Origin of the sequence: Citrobacter sp. W9 (assembly GCF_026719375.1) — a bacterium.
Taxonomy (GTDB): Bacteria; Pseudomonadota; Gammaproteobacteria; order Enterobacterales; family Enterobacteriaceae; genus Citrobacter; species Citrobacter werkmanii.
On the sequence record NZ_JAPPTE010000013.1, the window covers coordinates 66,385 to 87,187 of the forward strand.

Below are 20,803 nucleotides of genomic sequence, written 5' to 3' on the forward strand. Positions count from 1 at the left end.
GCCGGTATTATTTCTCAGGCAATTTAATATCTTTAAACATGGCTTCTATATCATCGTTAGAACGCAACGCTACCGCAGTATCCACCACATCTCGCGTCAGATGCGGCGCGAAACGTTGAATAAAATCATACATGTAACTGCGTAAAAACGTGCTGCGACGAAAACCAATTTTGGTGGTGCTATGACTGAAGATATCGTGCGCGTCAACACGTACAAGATCAGGGTCGGAGACGGGATCAACCGCCATGCTGGCAATCACCCCCACCCCAAGCCCCAGACGCACATAGGTTTTAATGACATCGGCATCGGTCGCGGTAAATACTATACGCGGTTCCAGACCCGCACGGTTAAACGCGGTATCCAGTTCCGAACGCCCGGTAAAACCGAAGGTGTAGGTGACCAGCGGATACTGCGCTAACTCTTCAATAGAAACGGACGCTTTTCCCGCCAGCGGATGATCCGGCGTCACGACGATCGAGCGGTTCCAGTGATAGCAAGGCAGCATCACCAAATCGTCATACAGATGCAGGGCTTCTGTCGCAATGGCAAAGTCTGCATTCCCTTTCGATACCGCTTCGGCGATTTGCGTCGGCGATCCCTGGTGCATGTGCAAAGAGACGCGAGGGTAACGCTCAATAAAACCTTTAATCACGTTTGGCAGTGCGTAACGTGCTTGCGTGTGGGTCGTCGCGATGTATAACGAGCCTTTGTCCGGCCAGGTATGTTCGCCGGCCACCGACTTAATGGCATCCACCTTCGACAGAACCTCACGCGCAATACGGATGACTTCCTGCCCCGCTGGCGTAACCTGCGTCAGGTGCTTGCCGCTACGGGCAAAAATCTGGATGCCAAGTTCATCTTCAAGCATACGAACTTGCTTACTGATGCCTGGCTGGGAGGTATAAAGCCCTTCCGCCGTTGAGGAGACATTAAGGTTGTGGTTCACCACCTCAACAATGTAGCGAAGCTGCTGTAATTTCATGTCAAGCCATCCCGATTTATGCCATCAGATCATCGTTTCAGAGCAGGCTCGTTAGCACTGCTAATACGATTTAATAATAAAAAACGTGTTAACTATAACCACTATATCATTTCTATGTAAGCTGTATAGGCATGACAAAAAATAATACGTCAGAAACAAAAAGGGCCGCTTACGCGACCCTTTAAGGAGAAATTCAGGCGGAATACCGTTATTTCTTCCCTTCGACCCATTTACCGTCAACAAAGAACGCTGACCAACCGGTCGCCTTACCGTCTTTCTCAGCGGCAACGTATTGCTGCTTGGTTTTACGGCTGAAACGAACCATGGACTTGTTGCCATCCGGGTCAGTCTGCGGCGCGTCTGCCAGATAACGCAGTTTTTCCGGCAGACGATCGCGGAAGCGGTACAGCTCTTCCACTAACGGCGCGCGGGTCTCACGTGATTTCGGGAACGTATTTGCCGCCAGGAAGATACCTGCCGCGCCATCACGTAACACAAAATACGCGTCAGATTTTTCACACGGCAGTTCCGGCAGCGGAACCGGATCTTCTTTCGGCGGAGCGACTTCACCGTTACGCAGGATCTTACGAGTGTTTTTGCACTCGTCGTTGGTACACGCCATGTACTTACCGAAACGCCCCATTTTCAGGTGCATTTCAGAACCACATTTTTCGCACTCAACGATAGGACCGTCATAACCCTTGATGCGGAATTCACCCTCTTCGATCTCGTAGCCGTCACAGGTCGGGTTATTACCACATACATGCAGCTTACGCTTAGGATCGATAAGGTAGCTGTCCATCGCCGTACCGCACTTCTGGCAGCGACGTTTGGCGCGCAGAGCGTTCGTTTCCGCGTCGTCGCCTTCCAGCACGTTCAGCACTTCGTTTTCCGGCACCAGGTTAATGGTGGTTTTGCAACGCTCTTTCGGCGACAGCGCATAGCCGGAACAGCCGAGGAAAACGCCGGTGCTGGCGGTACGAATACCCATCTTGCGTCCGCAGGTCGGGCAATCAATACTGGTCAGCACCATCTGGTTCGGACGCATACCGCCCTCTTCAGGATCTTTTTCGGCTTTATCCAGTTGCTGAGTAAAATCGGTGAAGAAGTTGTCGAGTACGCCTTTCCATTCGGCTTCGTGATTCGCCACCTGGTCGAGGCTGTCTTCCATCTGCGCGGTAAAATCGTAGTTCATCAATTCGCGGAAGTTTTCTTCCAGACGATCGGTGACGATTTCACCCATTTTTTCAGCATAGAAGCGACGGTTCTCAACACGAACATAGCCGCGATCCTGAATCGTGGAAATAATCGACGCATACGTTGATGGACGACCAATACCCCGCTTTTCAAGCTCTTTAACCAGCGAGGCTTCACTGAAACGTGCAGGCGGTTTGGTAAAGTGTTGCGCTGGCGTCAGTTCGACAAGCGTCAACGTATCGCCTTTATCCACGGCCGGTAAGATGCGATCTTCATCGCCCTTACGCAATGCAGGCATCACTTTGGTCCAGCCATCGAAACGCAGAATACGACCACGCGCTTTCAGGCGGAAATCACCCGCGCCCACGGTTAAGGTGGTGGAGTCGTATTTCGCCGGCGTCATCTGACAGGCAACAAATTGACGCCAGATCAGCTGGTACAGTTTTTGCGCATCAGCTTCCATGTCTTTCAGCGATTCCGCCTGTACGGCGACATCGGAAGGACGGATAGCTTCGTGCGCTTCCTGAGAGTTCTCTTTGCTGGCGTACTGGTTCGCGCTCTCCGGCAGATATTTTTTGCCAAAATTATCGCTGATGTACTCGCGAACCATGTTCACCGCATCCTGGCTCAGGTTGGTTGAGTCAGTACGCATATAGGTGATGTAGCCCGCTTCATACAAGCGCTGCGCCATCATCATGGTTTTCTTCACGCCAAAGCCCAGTCGCGTGCTCGCAGCCTGCTGTAGCGTGGAGGTAATAAACGGCGCGCCCGGCTTGCTGCTGGTCGGTTTATCTTCACGTTCCAGGACGCTATAGCGCGCTTTTTCCAACAGGCTGACAGCGGCAAGCGTTTGTTCCCGATTGACCGGGCGGAACGGTTTATCATTCTGGTGCGTCACCTCAAGCGGCAACGCATCGCCTCGAGGCGTGGTCGTGTCAGCACCAATTTCCCAGAACTCTTCTGGAACAAATGCTTTGATTTCGCGTTCACGCTCAACCACCAGACGCACGGCAACCGACTGTACGCGGCCTGCTGACAGACCACGCGCAATTTTTTTCCACAGCAGCGGCGACACCATATAGCCCACCACGCGGTCCATAAAGCGGCGCGCCTGTTGCGCGTTAACCCGGTCGATGTTCAGTTCGCCCGGTTTTTCAAACGCCTGACGAATAGCGTTTTTAGTAATTTCGTTAAACACCACACGGCTGTAGCGTGCGTCATCGCCGCCGATCACTTCCCGCAGGTGCCATGCAATGGCTTCCCCTTCGCGGTCAAGGTCGGTTGCGAGATAGATGTGGTCGGCTTTTTCAGCCAGTTGCTTCAGTTCAGAAACAACTTTCTCTTTACCAGGCAGCACTTCATAGCGCGCATCCCAGTTGTGCCACGGGTCAACACCCATGCGGTTGACGAGAGCGCCACGTTCATCCTTTTTGGGCTTTTTAGCCGTTTTGGTGGAGGTTGAGTCGGCGCTCTTTTTAGTTGCTGAGCCACTGGTCGGCAAATCACGGATATGACCAACGCTGGATTTCACCACGTAGTCATTACCCAGATACTTGTTGATCGTTTTGGCTTTTGCCGGGGACTCAACGATGACAAGAGCTTTACCCATATTCACCTTTACCTAATTTGATTCTTCCAGAATGCGTCGCACGTTGATTCACCTTCCACTGGCGACGAGACATTGATATGGTCTCTGCGTCGGCGGATATCAACCCCTTAAACTTTTTCGCGCTTGTAATGTAACTCTCATGTAACTGAGTTAACAGGCTTTTTTGCTCACAAACGCTATAGCACGACGAAGTATTGGTCGAATGTCAAGCAAATCTGTTGCCAGATTGACGAAAGCGTCACACTGTACCTGATAAAATGCGTTACGCAACTTTATTAGCATGCAAAAACAAATCCCGCCAGTTGCAACCCCGACGTAAGACCTTCATTTATGTCAGGGAATATTTGCCCATAAGCCGGGCTCGGCGTAGACTAATGTCCTTGTTTAAGGAGTAAATAATGCATAAAGACACGCAACCTATCGATCGCGAAACGCTGCTGATTGAAGCCAACAAAATCATTCGTGAGCATGAGGACACGCTGGCGGGAATTGTCGCCACCGGCGTTACGCAGCGAAATGGCGTGCTGGTTTTCAGCGGAGATTACTTTTTAGACGAACAAGGGCTTCCGACGCCCAAGAGTACGGCGGTGTTTAATATGTTTAAGCACCTGGCGCACGTACTTTCTGAAAAGTATCACTTGATCGATTAATACAAGAAATGATTTGCCGGATGGCGGCTCCGCCTTATCCGGCCCGGGATGTTACGATCCTCAAGGCCGGATAAGATGCTTTAGCATCACCATCCGGCAATGACAATTTTACATCAGCGGTTTCTGTCCTCGCTGCCACCAGCGCAGTAGCAAACGATCGGCGCTCTCGGCCGCACTCCCGGTAAAGCGATCCATCAGTTTTTTGCGCTGCATATAGCGAACGCTTAACACTTCGCGACCTTCCATTAGCCCGAGAATCACTTCGTCGCTGGTATTGATTTCATCCACCAGCCCGTTTGCCAGCGCCTGTTGCCCAAACCAGTGTTCGCCGGTGGCCACCTGTTCAATGTCCAGAGTCGGACGCATGCGCTGCACAAAATCTTTAAACAGGTGATGGGTTTCATTCAGATCTTCGCGGAATTTTTGCCGCCCTTCTTCCGTGTTTTCACCCAGCAGCGTCAGCGTACGCTTATACTGCCCGGCGGTGTGCAGTTCGATATCAATATCCTTCCCCTTCAGAAAGCGGTTAAAGTTCGGGATCTGCGCCACGACGCCAATAGAGCCGACAATAGCAAACGGCGCTGAGACAATTTTATCGGCTACGCAGGCCATCATATATCCACCGCTCGCGGCGACTTTATCCACCGTTACGGTCAACGGAATCTGCTTATCGCGCAAACGCTGTAACTGCGACGCAGCCAGACCATAACCATGGACCACACCGCCCGGGCTTTCCAGGCGAACCACCACTTGATCCTGCGGTTTAACGACCGCCAACACCGCCGTCACTTCCTCACGTAACGCGCTGACCTCATGGGCGTCCATGCTGCCTTTAAAATCCAGCACCCATACACGTGGTTTATCAGATGATGTACTGTCTCCCAGCTTCGCTTTTGCCTTGGCTGCCTTTGCTTCCAGTTTCTGTTTCTTTTTCTGCGCCTTATGCCAGAATTTTTGCTGATGCCCGTCCAGTAACGCCAGCGACAGATCATCCTTCATCTCTTTATATTGCTCGCTGAGGTTAATAACCCGCAGTTCCCCGCGCTGACGCTTGCGTTGTGTCGCGTTCACAATCAGCATCACAACTACCGCAATAGCCACCACGACAGTGACAATTTTTGCCAAAAACAGCCCATATTCAGACAACAATTCCACGAGACCCACCTTGGTTAAACAACGCTATTTCCGCTCAGTGTACAACAGGCTGCTTAACTCGTCTTGCTTCATCCATCCTGGCGCAGAATCAGCAAAAAGCATGACAAAGCGTTCATTTTGCGGTGTTATTGCCTTTGGCTGATTGAAAAAGAACAGGGTTTAAGGCATAAAGCCGAAACGTTATCGCGAACGAGAAGGCCAGAGCGTTGCCGAGGAGTAGCCGTGCATTACCAACCTAAACAAGACCTTTTACAGGACCGCATTATTCTGATTACCGGTGCCAGTGATGGTATCGGACGTGAAGCCGCACAGACCTATGCGCGATACGGCGCGACCGTGATTCTGCTTGGGCGTAACGAAGAAAAACTGCGCCAGGTTGCCCGCACTATTGCCGATGAAAACGGTACGCAGCCACACTGGTTCACGTTGGATCTGCTCACTTGTACGTCTGAAGAATGCCACCAGCTTGCACAGCGCATTGCCGCACATTTTCCACGTCTGGATGGTGTTCTCCATAATGCCGGATTACTGGGTGATATTTGTCCGATGAGCGAACAAAATCCGCAGGTCTGGCAAGATGTCATGCAGGTAAATGTGAATGCCACCTTTATGCTGACCCAGGCATTGCTGCCGCTATTGCTGAAATCCGATGCCGGATCGCTGGTCTTTACCTCTTCCAGCGTCGGTCGCCAGGGACGCGCCAATTGGGGAGCGTATGCCACGTCCAAATTCGCTACCGAAGGCATGATGCAGGTTCTGGCAGATGAATATCAGAACCGTCACCTGCGCGTAAACTGTATCAATCCAGGCGGTACGCGTACCGGCATGCGAGCCAGCGCATTTCCAACTGAAGATCCGCAAAAATTGAAAACTCCCGCCGATATTATGCCGCTCTATCTGTGGCTGATGGGCGATGACAGCCGCCGTAAAACCGGTATGACTTTCGATGCCCAACCGGGCCGTAAACCAGGAATAGCTCAATGAGTGAAGAACGCTACCAGCAACGCCAGCAGCGCGTTAAAGAGCGGGTTGATGCCCGCGTTGCCGCTGCAAAGGATGAGCGCGGGATCATTATCGTGTTCACCGGAAACGGTAAGGGTAAAACCACCGCAGCGTTCGGGACCGCCACGCGCGCGGTGGGCCATGGTAAAAAAGTCGGCGTGGTGCAATTTATTAAAGGTACCTGGCCAAACGGTGAACGAAACTTACTCGAACCCCATGGCGTAGAGTTTCAGGTTATGGCGACAGGATTTACCTGGGACACGCAAAACCGCGAGTCGGATACCGCAGCCTGTATGGCCGTATGGGAACATGGAAAGCGAATGCTGGCTGACGCTCAACTGGATATGGTTATCCTGGACGAACTGACCTATATGGTGGCGTACGACTATCTGCCGCTTGAAGAGGTTATCAATGCCTTAAATGCGCGCCCAGCCCATCAAACGGTGATCATCACCGGTCGGGGATGTCATCGCGATATTCTTGAGTTAGCAGATACGGTCAGCGAGCTGCGCCCGGTTAAGCACGCGTTTGAAGCGGGCGTGAAAGCTCAGATGGGAATTGATTACTGACAGCAGGCCGGATAAGGCGCTTGCGCCGCATCCGGCTCCACGCTAACGCCTGATGGCGCTTTGCTTATCAGGCCTGGTCATGATTAACCGTTGTTGCTGCGACCGCCCGGACGACGGCTGCTGCCGACCTGTGAGTGGCGCTTCACCGCACGACGGATCTGATTTGCTTTCATCCGACGACGATCTTTCTCGACGGCAACTTTAGAGGTCGTTTCCGGCTTCAGCTCCACCAGTTCACGTAAATAGTTGGTCTGCGCAAGATCAAGCTCCGTCCAGCCGCCACGCGGCAGGCCTTTCGGCAGCGGGATATCGCCGTAACGGACACGGATAAGACGGCTTACCTGCACGCCTACAGCTTCCCACAGGCGACGTACTTCACGGTTACGTCCTTCGGTCAGCGTGACGTTGTACCACTGGTTGATCCCTTCACCACCGCTGAACTTGATTGTTTTAAACGCCGCCGGACCATCTTCCAGCTGTACGCCACGACTCAGATCGCGCAGTTTCGCGTCATCAACCTGACCAAACACACGCACCGCATATTCACGCTCAACTTCACGGCTTGGATGCATCAGACGGTTTGCCAGTTCACCGTCGGTAGTGAACAACAGTAAACCGCAGGTATTCACATCCAGACGCCCCACGGCAATCCAGCGCGCATCGCGCAGTTTTGGCAGACGATCAAACACGGTCGGACGACCTTCCGGATCGTTACGGGTACACAGCTCACCTTCTGGTTTGTAATAGGCCAGGACGCGACAGATTTGTTCCGCAGACTCTTTAACCGAAATCAGATGGCCGTCGATACGGATTTTCAGACCCGGCGTCACTTCAACGCGATCGCCGAGCGTGGCAATTTTGCCATCAACGCTCACACGGCCCGCGGCAATAATGGTTTCAATTTCACGGCGAGAACCGTGGCCGGCGCGCGCCAGCACTTTTTGTAACTTTTCGCTCATAGAGCTTCCTTTAGATGTCGCCTTCACAGGCGTCGAACAGGAGAATCAACGGCGCCAGTCAGCGCCATTTTAAGGCCGCGTAGTATAGCGGTTCGCGCCCTTATAAGAAAGGTTTAACGTCGCCGACGCCTTCACGCAAGACCACCGGAGAATCGTCAGTTAAATCGATGACCGTGGTCGGCTGCTGGCCGAGATAGCCGCCGTGGATAATTAACTCCACCTGCTTCTCCAGACGATCCTTAATCTCTTCCGGGTCAGATTCGGTAAATTCACTGCCCGGCAGCATCAGCGACGTAGAAAGCATCGGTTCGCCCAGCGCTTCCAGCAGCGCCAGCGCAATCGGATTCGACGGCACACGCAGGCCGATGGTTTTACGTTTTTCCTGCAACAATCGACGCGGCACTTCTTTCGTCCCTTTCAGGATAAAGGTGTAGTTGCCCGGCGTGTTATTTTTAATCAAACGAAAAGCCACGTTATCGACAAACGAATAGGTCGACAGTTCGGACAGGTCACGGCACATCAGCGTAAAGTTGTGTCCGTCCGGCAGGTGGCGAATGCGACAAATGCGCTCCATTGCGCCTTTATCTTCAATTTTGCAGCCCAACGCATAGCCGGAATCGGTTGGATAGACAATCACCCCGCCCTTACGCACGATTTCAACGGCCTGATTGATCAGCCGCTGCTGCGGGTTTTCGGGATGAATATAAAAAAACTGGCTCATACTTTCCTCTCTGTAATCTCAGGCTGTTCCCAAAGTTGCCAGACGCCTTCTACGCCTGCGGGCAACCAGAGTTTACGACCCAGTTCAATCCACGGGCAGGGCTGATGAAAATCAGATCCTTGCGATGCCCACAATTGATGCTGGCGCGCAAGCGTCGCCAGATGGGTGCGTTCATTGGGAGACTGTTGGCACTGCGCCACTTCCATCGCGTCACCGCGGTGTTCAGCGAAGTATGCAACCAGTCTTTTCAGCCACTTAGCGCTAAGATCGTACCGCCCCGGATGAGCCAGAACTGCCTTACCGCCAGAATGATGAATGACATCAATAGCTTGTTCTATTGTACACCACTGCGGCGGAACGTAACCGGTTTTCCCACGGGCAAGGTATTTTTTAAAAACATCTGCAATAGTCGTGGCTTTTCCGCATTCCACCAGAAAACGCGCAAAATGTCCCCGCGTGACCGCCCCGCCATCTGCCAGACGCAACGCGCCTTCCCATGCGCCGGGAATATGCGCTTTGTCGAGTCGTTCAGCAATCAGGCGCGCGCGCTGCTGACGGCGCTCCGTTTGTTGCGCCAAAAACTCGCACATCAATGGATGAGAAATATCTATATTCAGACCCACAATATGGATCTCATGATTTTCCCACACCGTTGAAATCTCGACGCCCGAGATCAGATTTAACGCTAAACCCGAACGTGAAATTTCTTCTCTTGCCGCCGCAATACCGCCCGTGGTGTCATGATCGGTGATCGCCAGTGTGCCGACTCGCATCTCTACCGCACGGTGTACTAAGGCTTCAGGGGTTAATCGCCCATCGGAGGCTGTAGTATGACTGTGCAGGTCATAAATCACTGCGTAATTCGTGTCGCTCAAGGCGGCTCCCATTTCAATAAATGTCGTAACACGCCCATCATAGCGGTTTCGACAAATTTACTGAAATCAGGTGTTGACTTTACCCTACCGAACTAGTTAACTAGTACGCAAGTTCACATGAAGAAGGTATCTGAGATGAAAGCAACATTTGTTCTGCACGGTTGGTGGCGCACTTCCTGATTTCGGGCAGTGTCTTACGTCTGCAATATGCAACCAGATACCCGGCCCGCCAACTGAGCGGGCTTTTTTTTGAACAAAATTAATGAGAACAACGATGCAAACACCAAAACCGACACTCGAACTGCTTACCTGCGATGCCGCCTACCGTGAGAATCCGACGGCGCTGTTTCATCAGGTATGTGGCGCTCGTCCAGCGACACTGCTGCTTGAATCTGCAGATATCAACAGCAAAGATGATCTGAAGAGCCTGTTGCTGGTCGACAGCGCGTTACGCATCACCGCCCTGGGTGACACTGTCACTATTAAGGCGCTCTCCGCGAACGGCGCATCGCTGCTGCCCCTGCTGGATGCAGCGCTGCCTGCTGGCGTTGAAAACGAACAACAGCCGAACATACGCCATTTGAAATTTCCCAATGTAAGCCCGTTGCTGGATGAAGACGCCCGCTTATGTTCCCTTTCCGTATTTGATGCTTTCCGTTTATTGCAGGAACTGGTCAACGTCCCTGCGCAAGAACGTGAAGCGATGTTCTTCGGCGGTCTGTTTTCCTATGACCTGGTCGCCGGTTTTGAAGATTTACCTCAGCTTGAAGCAGGTAACCGTTGCCCGGACTACTGCTTCTATCTGGCTGAAACGCTGATGGTCATCGACCACCAAAAGAAAAGTACCCGCATTCAGGCCAGCGTATTTACCCCCAGCGATGGCGAAAAACAGCGTCTGAACGCTCGTCTGGCGCAACTGAGCCAGCAGCTTACCGAGCCCGCTCCGCCACTGCCCGTGACAGAAATTCCGCAGATGCGCTGCGAATGTAACCAGAGCGATGAAGAATTTGGCGCTGTGGTGCGCGGGATGCAAAAAGCTATTCGCGCAGGCGAGATTTTCCAGGTGGTTCCGTCCCGCCGATTCTCACTGCCCTGCCCGTCACCGCTGGCGGCCTACTATGTGCTGAAGAAAAGTAATCCCAGCCCGTATATGTTTTTCATGCAGGACAACGATTTCACGCTGTTCGGCGCCTCCCCGGAAAGCTCGCTGAAATATGATGCCACCAGCCGGCAGATTGAAATCTACCCGATTGCCGGGACGCGTCCGCGTGGTCGCCGTGCGGATGGCTCGCTGGACCGCGATCTCGACAGCCGTATCGAGCTGGAGATGCGTACCGATCATAAAGAGCTTTCCGAGCACCTGATGCTGGTTGACCTTGCGCGTAACGACCTGGCGCGCATCTGCACGCCGGGCAGCCGCTACGTTGCTGACCTGACCAAAGTGGATCGCTACTCCTTCGTGATGCACCTGGTTTCCCGCGTGGTCGGCGAACTGCGTAGCGATCTGGATGTGCTGCATGCGTACCGCGCCTGTATGAATATGGGCACGCTAAGCGGCGCGCCGAAAGTTCGCGCCATGCAGCTTATCGCCGAGGCAGAAGGTCGTCGCCGTGGCAGCTATGGTGGCGCGGTAGGCTACTTTACCGCCCATGGCGATCTGGATACCTGTATTGTGATTCGTTCCGCACTCGTGGAAGACGGTATTGCCACCGTACAGGCTGGTGCCGGGATTGTTCTGGATTCTGTACCGCAGTCTGAAGCCGATGAAACCCGTAATAAAGCGCGTGCGGTTTTACGTGCTATCGCCACCGCGCACCACGCACAGGAGACCTTCTAATGGCTGACATTCTGCTGCTCGATAACATCGACTCATTTACCTATAACCTGGCGGATCAGCTGCGTACTAATGGTCACAACGTGGTGATTTACCGCAACCATATTCCGGCCCAGACGTTAATTGACCGCTTAGCAACCATGAAAAACCCGGTGCTGATGCTCTCTCCGGGACCCGGTGCGCCAAGCGAAGCGGGCTGCATGCCGGAGCTGTTAACCCGCCTGCGCGGTAAGCTGCCGATTATCGGTATTTGTCTGGGGCATCAGGCGATTGTTGAAGCCTACGGCGGCTACGTCGGTCAGGCCGGAGAGATCCTGCACGGTAAAGCATCCAGTATTGAACATGACGGTCAGGCAATGTTCAGCGGTCTGGCAAATCCATTGCCGGTAGCGCGTTACCACTCGCTTGTTGGCAGCAACGTTCCAGCCGGTTTGACCATCAACGCCCACTTTAACGGCATGGTGATGGCGGTCCGTCACGATACCGACCGCGTGTGTGGCTTCCAGTTCCATCCGGAATCGATCCTCACCACCCAGGGCGCGCTTCTGCTGGAGCAAACGCTGGCATGGGCGCAACAGAAACTCGAACAGACCAATACGCTGCAACCTATTCTGGAGAAACTGTATCAGGCTCAGACGCTGTCCCAACAGGAAAGCCACCAACTGTTCTCGGCCGTAGTACGCGGTGAACTGAAGCCGGAACAGCTCGCTGCGGCCCTGGTGAGCATGAAAATTCGTGGCGAACACCCGCATGAAATTGCCGGCGCGGCAACCGCGCTGCTGGAAAACGCCGCCCCGTTCCCGCGTCCTGATTATCTGTTTGCCGATATTGTCGGTACCGGCGGCGACGGCAGCAACAGTATCAATATCTCCACGGCCAGCGCCTTTGTTGCGGCGGCCTGTGGACTGAAAGTGGCCAAACACGGCAACCGCAGCGTCTCCAGTAAATCGGGTTCTTCGGATCTGTTGGCGGCATTTGGCATTAATCTGGACATGAACGCCGATAAATCCCGTCAGGCGCTTGACGATCTCGGCGTGTGCTTCCTGTTTGCACCGAAATACCACACCGGTTTTCGCCACGCCATGCCGGTACGCCAACAGTTAAAAACCCGCACGCTGTTTAACGTGCTCGGTCCGTTAATTAACCCGGCGCATCCGCCGCTGGCGCTGATCGGCGTTTACAGCCCGGAACTGGTGCTGCCGATTGCCGAAACGCTGCGCGTATTGGGGTATCAGCGTGCCGCGGTCGTACACAGCGGCGGCATGGATGAAGTTTCGCTGCATGCGCCGACTATTGTGGCAGAGCTGCATGATGGCGAAATCAAGAGTTATCAACTGACGGCGGAAGACTTTGGCCTGACGCCGTACCATCAGGAACAGCTGGCGGGCGGTACGCCGGAAGAAAACCGTGACATTCTTAGTCGCTTGTTACAAGGTAAAGGTGAAGCCGCTCACGAAGCAGCCGTTGCCGCGAATGTCGCCATGTTAATGCGCCTGCACGGTGAAGAAGATTTAAAAACTAATGCGCAAACCGTGATTAATGTGCTGCGTAGCGGCGCGGCCTACGACCGTGTTACTGCGCTGGCAGCAAGAGGGTAAATGATGCAAACCGTTTTAGCGAAAATTGTCGCTGACAAGGCGATTTGGGTAGAAGCCCGTAAACAACAACAACCGTTGGCCAGCTTTCAGAATGACGTACAACCCAGCACTCGTGATTTCTACGATGCGCTGCAAGGCGCACGTACCGCCTTTATTCTGGAGTGCAAAAAAGCCTCGCCATCGAAAGGTGTGATCCGTGATGACTTCGACCCGGCACAGATTGCGGACGTGTATAAACATTATGCTTCAGCGATTTCCGTACTGACCGATGAAAAATATTTCCAGGGCAGCTTTGATTTCCTGCCCATCGTCAGCCGTATCGCGTCGCAACCCATCCTGTGTAAGGACTTTATTATCGATCCTTACCAGATATACCTGGCGCGTTTCTACCAGGCGGACGCCTGCCTGCTGATGCTGTCAGTACTGGAGGATGAGCAATATCGACAACTCGCCGCCGTGGCCCATAGCCTGAAAATGGGTGTTCTGACCGAGGTCAGCAACGAAGAAGAACTGGAACGCGCGATTGCGCTTGGCGCGAAAGTCGTCGGTATTAACAACCGCGATTTACGTGACCTGTCGATTGATCTGAATCGCACCCGCCAACTGGCGCCACGTCTGGGCCATGGCGTAACCGTCATCAGCGAGTCCGGTATTAATACCTACGGCCAGGTACGCGAACTCAGCCACTTCGCCAACGGTTTTCTGATTGGCTCTGCGCTGATGTCGCATGATGACCTGCACGCCGCTGTGCGTCGGGTTCTGCTTGGCGAGAACAAAGTCTGCGGTTTGACCCGGGCTCAGGATGCAAACGCGGCATATGAAGCGGGCGCCATATATGGCGGGTTGATTTTCGTGCCCTCATCTCCGCGCGTAGTTAGCGTTGAGCAGGCGCGGGAAGTGATGAGCGGCGCGCCATTACAGTATGTCGGCGTGTTCCGCAACACCGAGATTACCGAGGTGCGCGATAAAGCGTTGGCCCTGGGACTGACTGCGGTGCAACTGCATGGGAGCGAAGATCAGACCTATGTTGACGCGCTGCGCGATGCGCTGCCCAAACAGGTGCAAATCTGGAAAGCGCTGAGTGTTGGCGAAACGTTGCCAGACCGGAATTATCAGCATGTCGATAAATACGTGTTCGACAACGGCCAGGGTGGTAGCGGTCAACGCTTCGACTGGTCGCTTTTAGGCGGGCAATCGCTGGAAAACGTTTTACTGGCTGGCGGACTTGGCGCTGATAACTGTGTCAATGCGGCAAAAACCGGCTGTGCCGGGCTCGATTTTAATTCTGGCGTAGAGTCACAGCCGGGCATCAAAGATGCACGACTTCTGGCTTCGGTCTTTCAGACGCTGCGCGCATATTAAGGAAAAGGACATGACAACATTACTCAATCCGTACTTTGGTGAATTTGGCGGTATGTATGTGCCACAAATTCTGATGCCTGCTCTGCGTCAACTGGAAGAAGCTTTCGTCAGCGCGCAAAAAGATCCTGAGTTTCAGGCGCAGTTTACCGATCTGCTGAAAAACTATGCTGGTCGTCCAACCGCGCTGACAAAATGCCAGAACATTACTCACGGGACCAACACCACGCTGTATCTTAAGCGTGAAGATTTACTGCACGGCGGCGCGCACAAAACTAACCAGGTGTTGGGTCAGGCGTTACTGGCGAAGCGTATGGGGAAAACGGAAATCATCGCCGAAACCGGCGCAGGTCAGCACGGCGTCGCATCGGCGCTAGCCAGTGCGCTGCTGGGTCTGAAGTGCCGTATTTATATGGGCGCGAAAGACGTTGAGCGTCAGTCGCCTAACGTTTTCCGTATGCGTCTGATGGGGGCAGAAGTCATTCCTGTTCATAGCGGTTCTGCAACGCTGAAGGATGCCTGTAACGAAGCCCTGCGCGACTGGTCTGGCAGCTACGATACCGCGCACTATATGCTCGGGACGGCGGCAGGACCGCATCCCTTCCCGACCATTGTACGTGAATTCCAGCGCATGATCGGCGAAGAAACAAAAGCGCAGATCCTGGAAAAAGAAGGTCGTTTACCGGACGCTGTTATCGCCTGCGTGGGCGGTGGTTCTAACGCCATTGGTATGTTTGCCGATTTTATTAATGAAACCAGCGTCGGTCTGATTGGCGTAGAGCCAGGCGGTCACGGGATCGAATCCGGTGAACACGGCGCACCGTTAAAACACGGTCGTGTCGGAATTTACTTTGGCATGAAATCCCCGATGATGCAGACCGAAGAAGGACAGATTGAAGAGTCTTACTCTATTTCCGCAGGTCTGGATTTCCCGTCTGTCGGGCCGCAGCATGCATACCTGAACAGCATCGGTCGCGCCGATTATGTTTCAATCACCGACGATGAAGCGCTGGAAGCCTTCAAAACGCTGTGTTTACATGAGGGGATTATCCCGGCGCTGGAGTCCTCCCATGCCCTGGCACACGCCCTGAAAATGATGCGTGAAAATCCGGAAAAAGAGCAGTTACTGGTGGTAAATCTCTCCGGTCGCGGCGACAAAGACATTTTCACCGTACACGATATTCTGAAAGCGCGAGGGGAAATCTGATGGAACGTTACGAAAATCTTTTTGCACAGTTGAAGGACCGCAAAGAAGGTGCTTTTGTCCCCTTCGTAACCCTGGGCGATCCGTCGGTTGAGCAGTCACTGAAAATCATTGATACGCTGATTGAAGCCGGTGCCGATGCGCTTGAGCTAGGCATTCCATTCTCCGATCCGCTGGCGGACGGTCCGACCATACAGGAAGCCACACTGCGGGCATTCGCCGCGGGCGTGACACCGTCACAATGCTTTGAGATGCTGGCATTGATTCGTCAGAAACACCCTACCATTCCAATTGGTCTGCTGATGTATGCCAACCTGGTATTCAGCAAGGGTATTGACGAATTCTACGCTCAGTGCGAGAAAGTCGGTGTGGATTCTGTTTTGGTGGCAGATGTGCCTGTTGAGGAGTCTGGACCATTTAGAACTGCGGCACTCCGCCACAACATTGCACCTATTTTCATCTGCCCCCCTAACGCTGATGAAGAACTGCTCCGCCAGATTGCTTCTTACGGTCGCGGCTATACCTATCTGCTTTCACGTGCTGGCGTGACCGGTGCTGAAAATCGTGCGGCGTTACCGCTCCATCATCTGGTTGAAAAACTGAAAGAATACGGTGCTCCTCCGTCATTACAGGGATTTGGTATCTCTGCGCCTGACCAGGTCACCGGCGCGATTGAAGCCGGTGCTGCCGGGGCAATTTCCGGCTCAGCGATTGTGAAAATCATTGAGAAGAATGTTGCCGCACCTGAGCAGATGCTGGCTGAGCTGAAAGCCTTTGTCAGCGCGATGAAAGCGGCCACGCCTTACTAAGCTAAATCAACCGCCAGAGACTTCTGGCGGTTTTACCCTTCTTTGGTGTTCTTCATTTTGTACATGGCGTTATCCGCATTCTGAATTGCCACATCCAGCTCGCCGTTCACTTCCGCAATCCCCCACGACACTGACAATGGCACGGTATGACCGTCCACCACAAACACATGGCTGGTCACCTGCCCGCTAATACGCTGAGCAATGGCGATAGCGTCACTTGCCTGCGAGCGAAACAGCAGGATCATAAACTCATCCCCGCCGGTACGAATCACAATATCGTGGCTGGTTCGGGTGTTAGACAGCATTCTGTTAGCGATAATTTGCAGCGCCCGGTCACCTGCCGCATGGCCCCAGGTATCATTGACAGCCTTGAACTTATTGCAATCCAGTAACACCACCGAGCAGTGCGATAAATCACGACGCTTGATGATGTCGAGAATTCGGCGATTAAAACAACCGGTCAGCGTGTCGATATAAACCTTGAGGTCGCTTTCATTCAGCCAGGATTTTAGTGAGAAACTGATGATGACGAAGAAGAACGGCGCCAGCAGGATCACAATTCCGGCATGCGAATCACGCACCATAAAACGGCCTAATGACAGCGAATAGTGCAGCGCATATTTCTCCGAAAAGTTGCGCACCATATAGCGGGACTGGCCTGTACATCTACCGGATAAACAAAGGCTCTCATTGTTGGTCAAATTCACCAACTCCACATTCAGCTCAGGTGGAAGGTGGTAGTCAAAGGCTTGAGCCAACGCTTCCTGCAATTCCGGCTTTGAATGGTCATAGACCAGATAGGCCACGATTTGGTCTGATATCTCTTTACCCGACAGATCGTAGATATAGCTCACCACGCTGTAAGCTTTTTCACCGGTAATTTTATCGGTATAGAAGTTCGTTGAACTAAGGGCTTTGTTTTTGACGTTTTTTTGCAACAGTCGGGTATAGAAATCGACAGGTGGATAGAAAAAGTTGGTGATATCCCGCGCCATTTCAGAATTGGAGAAGCTGAAATTGCGCGAATCGGAAGCCATAAACCAGTAAAAATAATCTGAGTTTTTGGCGATAATGTAACGATGCGCATCGAAGCTCCCCGGGTTTAGCTCATTGACCATCCCGCGAATAAACTCCGCCGCCGTATACATACACAACGCATTATGACTGGTTCGCTGGGCAATAATTGTCCCCGTCGCCGAATGCAGCCGCTTTGGGTCGGCGTTAATGCCCCATTCATCTTCATTGCGGCGAACAAATTGTGAAATTTCGCCACATTGCTCGCCCGTTTTGATATGGTGATAGCGCTCGCCAATCGCGTCGGCGATCAGCTCGTTATCGTTAAAAATGTCCATCATGCGCGCTTGCAGGCGATTAACACCTTCACTGGCTGCCGCTATCCGCTGCTCATAGATAATAAACAGAAATAACGAAGTAAATATCAACGTAATGAGCCCTGATACCAGCAATGCCTGCCTGTTTCTGAGCTTATCCTGCACAATCTTCACGAGTCCACCCTGCTAGTTAACATATTGCCAAACCGGTTACCCGTTTATGTTGTTGCATAACTGCGCTGTACGTTGATTGAGAATATTTACCGCCCCTTCGCTGATGAGTCAAAAGCTCGCCGTTGCGCGCGCTGAAGTTACCGATTTATACAACAAAAGCACATATTTGTTAACATAAATGCAAACTAAGCATCGCCTTCAATGGGATACCCTGCCCGACGGATAGCCTCACGGCAGTCGTTCACACCAGCGGCGTACCCCGCTTCAATCTCACAAACCGGGCTGGCGCTGCAATAAGGCAGTTTAACCGGAGTGGCCATAAGTTTCTCCAGAATCTCCATTTTATCCATGTAATTCAGCAGCTCACGAGCCACGCTTACGGCAAACTCGGCCGTATCATCGCCGGTGAACGGTTCCAGAAGCGTGATTTTTTGTTGGAGTTGATGGCGGGTTAGCATCGTCAATACCTTCAAAGCCAGTTTGCTTAAAGAGTAGCATTACATCGAAGAAGAGAAATACGCCACTGACGATTCAGGGGGCAACTCTTAATCACAGCCTTCACAGTTATGGCTGAAACCGGGCACGGTATCCTCGTATTTTTACAGAACATATTCATAGGTAGCGAATAGCTCTGCCCATCCCACATTCGATCTGAGATGTTGCCGTTGTTTGCAATGTTTAAGAGATGAGCAGCGAAACGCTGAACGCATCAATACCATAAAGTTTTAGTAATGATTTACATAGATATCATATTAAATGTGAATATTACATTGGCTCATCAAGACTAAAATCATTATAGTATCAGAGTAATAGCGTTATTTTTGCAAGACCATAATAATTTCACTTAGGTCATGTTATTAACGTGTGAATTAGTTGTTTATAAATGCAGGATGCTCCGGGATTATTTGCACTTAACTCAAATTCATCTTTTAAAAATATTCAGAAAGCCAAAGGGATCAAACCACAGGATAACGACTAAATAGCATTGAATAAAACGACATAACGGCGATCACACCTGAGACAGGTCTGTGAGGTTGCTACATGTAACTTATTCACCCTCAATAATTGCATAAGTAAACAATAATAGCACATAAGAAGAAAATTCTTATGTTTAAAACATATTTTGTTTGTCAGGATATCTGGGTCCATAAATTAAAAATCATGTCTATCCAATTTAACCTTCAAATGGTCAGAAGTGGTTTACGCCCACTTAAAATTATTCCGCTAATTATTTCTGTGTTAATTATTGCTAGTGTTAATATACTAACTGCAAAATATAACACTGTGATTAATCGGACGCTTGTGTTTTTCATGATCATGCTTTCATTACGATGCCTACAGTATGTCTTTTTCAGAAATATTCTGGCTGCTTTAATTTTAATACCCGTCGCAGCTGATATCACTCTTCAATTGCATGCCTGGAATAATTACAACTCAGAATTCAGTTATGGATTTGCGTTAAGTGTTTTGAACACAACTCCCAGTGAAGCAATAGCGATGCTGAGATTATATTGGCGCGACTGTGTTACGTTCTTTACACTTGTAATGTTTTTTATTTACTCTATAAACACTGGCGCGAGACCTGTACCCTATCGATTTCGTCACTACCCAATAGTTATTTTGGGCTTAATAATTTTCTTTTTGTTTTCGCAAGCTTACCTCCACCAGATAAGGAAAAGCAATGTTGAAAGTCTGGTGCAACGAGTCATCCGCTCTACTCCAGTAAGTACCGGAAAAGAGTTCATGCAGGCTATGCAAGATAACGCCATAATTTCTGATATCGGTACAAACATTCCCAATTATAAGATAACAGTAACTGATACAGGGATCGAAAACTATATACTGATCGTCGGGGAATCTGCGCGTGCATTAAATATGGGGATATATGGATACACAAGGGATACCACCCCTGAACTTATCAAACAAAAGCAGCAACTTTTACTGTTTCATAACGCGATTGCGCCTGCACCGGTAACAATCATGGCCGTCCCCCTGGCACTTACTGCTGACTCAGTGCAAGCCCGTCACCCGCGTAATTACAGCGATAATATTATTAATATCACCAACCAGGCTGGCTATGATACATACTGGTACAGTCGCCAGGGAAATGGAGGGGCGCATAACAATATAATTACCGGGATTGCCATGAATGCACATCAGCATGAATGGATAGAATATGGCTATGATGAGGCGTTGTTGCCGTTATTACATAAGGCATTGCAGAAGCCAGGTAAGAAACTTATTGTCCTGCATTTATATGGCAGTCATGAACCTTCCTGTCAACGTTTTCCAGAAAATCATACTGTCTTATTTGGCCAGAGTAAAGCTGACGATTGTTATGATAACTCAATTCGCTATACTGATGAACTGATGGGTAATATATTCAATGCACTGGAAAACACTCGCTCATCAGTAATGTATTTTTCCGATCATGCGCTGATCCGTGATCCTGCTCGCTCGGTGGTTTATTCTCATGGTGGTGTTAGACCGCCGAAAGAGGCATTACAAATCCCGATGTATATTTGGTACAGCCATTTAGTCGATGAGAAAACAAAGTTCACTGGAGATTATAATACGCCGTGGTCTGCCGATGATCTTAACTCTCTTGCAGAATTGTGGCTTGGCATCCATCGTCAGGGCAACGCGAAAAAGTCTATGAAATCCTGGTTAATAAACTACCAAAAGGAGATTTTCATCATGGACACAACGGGTAAAAAATACCATTGGAATGATGTTCGTTAATGCTGAAGAGTTGGCAAAACTGGTCATCAAATG

18 protein-coding genes and 1 other annotated feature are annotated in these 20,803 nt (G+C 51.4%); of the genes, 10 read left to right on the plus strand and 8 right to left on the minus strand.

Annotated elements, in window-relative coordinates; genetic code table 11:
* Window positions 1-7: 7 nt before the first annotated feature.
* On the minus strand, window positions 8-982 hold the full coding sequence (gene cysB, locus OOJ59_RS17910; protein WP_042308079.1) for an HTH-type transcriptional regulator CysB: 975 nt from the start codon (window positions 980-982) through the stop codon (window positions 8-10).
* A gap of 208 nt (window positions 983-1,190) precedes the next feature.
* Complete coding sequence (gene topA, locus OOJ59_RS17915) at window positions 1,191-3,788, minus strand: type I DNA topoisomerase (RefSeq protein WP_160956267.1); 2,598 nt, start codon at window positions 3,786-3,788, stop codon at window positions 1,191-1,193.
* A 398-nt stretch (window positions 3,789-4,186) separates the two neighbouring features.
* Between topA and OOJ59_RS17920 the strand changes: the two genes are divergently transcribed.
* Entirely contained in the window at window positions 4,187-4,438 is a 252-nt protein-coding gene (locus OOJ59_RS17920) for a YciN family protein (protein ID WP_003020616.1), read from the plus strand.
* A gap of 108 nt (window positions 4,439-4,546) precedes the next feature.
* Here OOJ59_RS17920 and sohB read toward each other — a convergent pair whose 3' ends face one another.
* The gene (sohB, locus tag OOJ59_RS17925) at window positions 4,547-5,593 is read right to left on the minus strand and encodes a protease SohB (RefSeq protein ID WP_069324978.1); all 1,047 of its coding nucleotides are present in this window, start codon (window positions 5,591-5,593) and stop codon (window positions 4,547-4,549) included.
* A 222-nt stretch (window positions 5,594-5,815) separates the two neighbouring features.
* On the opposite strand from sohB, the gene OOJ59_RS17930 reads away from it, so the two are divergent.
* Together OOJ59_RS17930 and cobO are read left to right on the plus strand one after the other, a co-directional pair.
* The gene (locus tag OOJ59_RS17930; protein ID WP_038640968.1) at window positions 5,816-6,577 is read left to right on the plus strand and encodes a YciK family oxidoreductase; all 762 of its coding nucleotides are present in this window, start codon (window positions 5,816-5,818) and stop codon (window positions 6,575-6,577) included.
* On the plus strand, window positions 6,574-7,164 hold the full coding sequence (gene cobO, locus OOJ59_RS17935; RefSeq protein ID WP_069324977.1) for a cob(I)yrinic acid a,c-diamide adenosyltransferase: 591 nt from the start codon (window positions 6,574-6,576) through the stop codon (window positions 7,162-7,164). Before OOJ59_RS17930 ends, cobO begins: the two co-directional genes overlap by 4 nt.
* A gap of 83 nt (window positions 7,165-7,247) precedes the next feature.
* Here cobO and rluB read toward each other — a convergent pair whose 3' ends face one another.
* The 3 genes from rluB to rnm all read right to left on the minus strand — a co-directional run bounded on the left by rluB (window position 7,248) and on the right by rnm (window position 9,719).
* On the minus strand, window positions 7,248-8,123 hold the full coding sequence (gene rluB / locus OOJ59_RS17940; protein WP_038640972.1) for a 23S rRNA pseudouridine(2605) synthase RluB: 876 nt from the start codon (window positions 8,121-8,123) through the stop codon (window positions 7,248-7,250).
* Window positions 8,124-8,223: 100 nt separating this feature from the next.
* Complete coding sequence (locus OOJ59_RS17945) at window positions 8,224-8,844, minus strand: L-threonylcarbamoyladenylate synthase (RefSeq protein WP_042308069.1); 621 nt, start codon at window positions 8,842-8,844, stop codon at window positions 8,224-8,226.
* The gene (gene rnm / locus OOJ59_RS17950) at window positions 8,841-9,719 is read right to left on the minus strand and encodes an RNase RNM (RefSeq protein WP_069324976.1); all 879 of its coding nucleotides are present in this window, start codon (window positions 9,717-9,719) and stop codon (window positions 8,841-8,843) included. The genes OOJ59_RS17945 and rnm overlap by 4 nt, the downstream gene beginning before the upstream one ends.
* A gap of 135 nt (window positions 9,720-9,854) precedes the next feature.
* On the opposite strand from rnm, the gene trpL reads away from it, so the two are divergent.
* The 6 genes from trpL to trpA all read left to right on the plus strand — a co-directional run bounded on the left by trpL (window position 9,855) and on the right by trpA (window position 16,523).
* A complete protein-coding gene (gene trpL / locus OOJ59_RS17955; RefSeq protein ID WP_012905981.1) occupies window positions 9,855-9,899 on the plus strand; it encodes a trp operon leader peptide in 45 nt (14 codons plus the stop codon).
* Window positions 9,876-9,970: a sequence feature (Trp leader region), on the plus strand. (Overlaps the previous gene by 24 nt.)
* 23 nt (window positions 9,971-9,993) lie before the next feature.
* Window positions 9,994-11,556, plus strand: a complete 1,563-nt coding sequence (locus tag OOJ59_RS17960) for an anthranilate synthase component 1 (protein WP_085048097.1) — start codon at window positions 9,994-9,996, stop codon at window positions 11,554-11,556.
* A complete protein-coding gene (trpD, locus tag OOJ59_RS17965; protein WP_038640980.1) occupies window positions 11,556-13,151 on the plus strand; it encodes a bifunctional anthranilate synthase glutamate amidotransferase component TrpG/anthranilate phosphoribosyltransferase TrpD in 1,596 nt (531 codons plus the stop codon). Before OOJ59_RS17960 ends, trpD begins: the two co-directional genes overlap by 1 nt.
* A gap of 3 nt (window positions 13,152-13,154) precedes the next feature.
* Window positions 13,155-14,513 (plus strand): bifunctional indole-3-glycerol-phosphate synthase TrpC/phosphoribosylanthranilate isomerase TrpF, encoded by a 1,359-nt coding sequence (trpCF, locus tag OOJ59_RS17970; RefSeq protein WP_160956269.1) that lies wholly within the window; start codon window positions 13,155-13,157, stop codon window positions 14,511-14,513.
* 10 nt (window positions 14,514-14,523) lie between these two features.
* Window positions 14,524-15,717: a tryptophan synthase subunit beta gene (trpB, locus tag OOJ59_RS17975; protein ID WP_038640982.1), complete on the plus strand. Its 1,194-nt coding sequence runs from the start codon at window positions 14,524-14,526 to the stop codon at window positions 15,715-15,717.
* Window positions 15,717-16,523 carry a tryptophan synthase subunit alpha gene (gene trpA / locus OOJ59_RS17980; protein ID WP_085048095.1) on the plus strand — a complete coding sequence of 269 codons (807 nt, stop codon included), beginning with the start codon at window positions 15,717-15,719 and terminating at the stop codon, window positions 16,521-16,523. Before trpB ends, trpA begins: the two co-directional genes overlap by 1 nt.
* A gap of 32 nt (window positions 16,524-16,555) precedes the next feature.
* On the opposite strand, the gene OOJ59_RS17985 is transcribed toward trpA, so the two are convergent.
* Together OOJ59_RS17985 and OOJ59_RS17990 are read right to left on the minus strand one after the other, a co-directional pair.
* Window positions 16,556-18,028, minus strand: a complete 1,473-nt coding sequence (locus OOJ59_RS17985) for a GGDEF domain-containing protein (RefSeq protein ID WP_160956025.1) — start codon at window positions 18,026-18,028, stop codon at window positions 16,556-16,558.
* Between the two features lie 185 nt (window positions 18,029-18,213).
* Window positions 18,214-18,486, minus strand: a complete 273-nt coding sequence (locus OOJ59_RS17990) for a hypothetical protein (RefSeq protein WP_085048093.1) — start codon at window positions 18,484-18,486, stop codon at window positions 18,214-18,216.
* A 649-nt stretch (window positions 18,487-19,135) separates the two neighbouring features.
* Between OOJ59_RS17990 and OOJ59_RS17995 the strand changes: the two genes are divergently transcribed.
* A complete protein-coding gene (locus tag OOJ59_RS17995) occupies window positions 19,136-20,770 on the plus strand; it encodes a phosphoethanolamine transferase (protein ID WP_319022733.1) in 1,635 nt (544 codons plus the stop codon).
* Window positions 20,771-20,803: the final 33 nt, after the last annotated feature.